This window comes from Arthrobacter sp. R4, from assembly GCF_051365025.1.
In the GTDB taxonomy this organism is placed as follows: Bacteria; Actinomycetota; Actinomycetes; order Actinomycetales; family Micrococcaceae; genus Arthrobacter.
Genome location: NZ_JBLWIJ010000016.1, coordinates 1 through 1,679 on the forward strand (window position 1 = coordinate 1; position 1,679 = coordinate 1,679).

Annotated in this window: 2 protein-coding genes; one reads left to right on the top strand and one right to left on the bottom strand. The window is 57.4% G+C overall.

All coding sequences use genetic code 11. The features are described 5' to 3' along the window. Positions 1–1,254 (top strand): tyrosine--tRNA ligase (gene tyrS / locus ACLKOZ_RS11500; protein ID WP_436475179.1); only part of this gene is annotated, 1,254 nt, incomplete at its 5' end. 178 nt (positions 1,255–1,432) lie between these two features. Here the strand turns inward: tyrS and ACLKOZ_RS11505 are convergent. Continuing rightward, positions 1,433–1,679: hypothetical protein (locus ACLKOZ_RS11505; protein ID WP_436475181.1), on the bottom strand; the 247-nt coding region annotated here is incomplete at its 5' end.

Genomic DNA, 1,679 nt, shown 5'->3' on the forward strand with positions numbered 1-1,679 from the left:
CAGGAGCTGAAGTGGCGCGGCCTGGTCCACGTCTCCACCGATGAAGGGGAGCTGGAAAAGCTCCTCGCCGGTGAGCCGGTCACGTATTACTGCGGGTTTGATCCCACCGCGCCGAGCCTGCACTTGGGAAACCTTGTCCAGCTCCTGGTGATGCGGCGGCTCCAGCTTGCAGGCCACAAGCCGTTGGGATTGGTGGGCGGCTCCACCGGCCTGATCGGTGACCCGCGTCCCACGGCGGAGCGGACACTTAACACCAAGGACACCGTCTCTGAGTGGGTGGGCTACCTCCAGGCGCAGGTCCGTCGCTTCCTCAGCTTCGAAGGCGCCAACGCCGCCCGTATGGTCAATAACCTCGACTGGACCGCCCCGTTGAGCGCCATCGATTTCCTTCGCGAAATCGGAAAGCACTACCGCGTTGGCACCATGCTTCGCAAGGACGCCGTTGCTTCCCGCCTCAGCTCCGAAGAAGGCATCAGCTACACGGAGTTCAGCTACCAGATCCTTCAGGGCATGGACTACCTCCAACTCTTCCGAGACTACGGCTGCATGCTGCAGACCGGCGGTTCGGACCAGTGGGGCAACCTCACCAGTGGCACGGAGCTGATCCGCAAGGTTGAAGGCAAGACTGTCCATGCCCTCGGAACTCCGTTGATCACCAACTCGGACGGCACCAAGTTCGGCAAGAGCGAAGGCAACGCCATCTGGCTCGACGCCGGCATGTGCAGCCCTTACGCCTTCTACCAGTTCTGGCTGAACACAGCTGATGCCGATGTTGTGGACCGGCTCAAGGTTTTCACTTTCCTTAGCCGGGCCGAGATTGAGGAGCTGGCTGCCGCAGTGGCCGAGCGCCCCTTTGCACGGGAAGGCCAGCGGAAGCTTGCCTTTGAAGTCACGTCGCTGGTCCATGGGGTCGAAGCCACAGAGAAAGTTATCGCTGCATCGGCCGCGCTCTTTGGCAATGGCGACCTGTCAGCGCTGGACAAGCCAACCCTCGAAGCCGCAACGTCGGAGCTTCCCTCCGCAACCATCCAGGTGGATGGCTTGGGGATTGTGGACCTGCTCGTGGCATCGGGCCTGTCCGAGAGTAAATCGGCAGCCCGGCGTACGGTGGGCGAGGGCGGAGCATACGTGAACAATGAGAAGGTCTCCGATCCCGAAGCCGTGATCTCCGAATCCGAACTGTTGCATGGCCAGTACCTGCTTTTGCGGCGCGGTAAGAAGAACCTTGCGACCGTAGAAGTCCTGGTCCCGTAGCCCGTCCAGAACCTCATTGCGCGCTCCTCTTCGGCCGATTTGCACGGCTGGAGGGGAGCGTGTATTGTTTTCTGAGTCGCCGCCGCTGAGTGGTGACAAACCCCCTTCAAATGAGAAGCAATTCATCATGTGCACTGCACGGGAATTGATGAAATGCTTCACTTTTTGATGGGCGGATTCATTCCGCAGAGTGAATATCGGGAAAATAACCCGGATTTGCAAAGTGAATATGAATGAAATAAGATGGAAACATCGCAGCGAAGAAATGCGAAACAAAAGAATTCATTGAAATGAATTGTTTCGAGAAGTATTCGAATGTGTCTGTTGTTTGAGAACTCAATAGTGTGCCAAGTTTGTTGATACCAATTGTTTTTTGATTGGTTGTTTTGGCCAGATCGTGCCGCCCCTGTGGTGTGGTTTGGTTT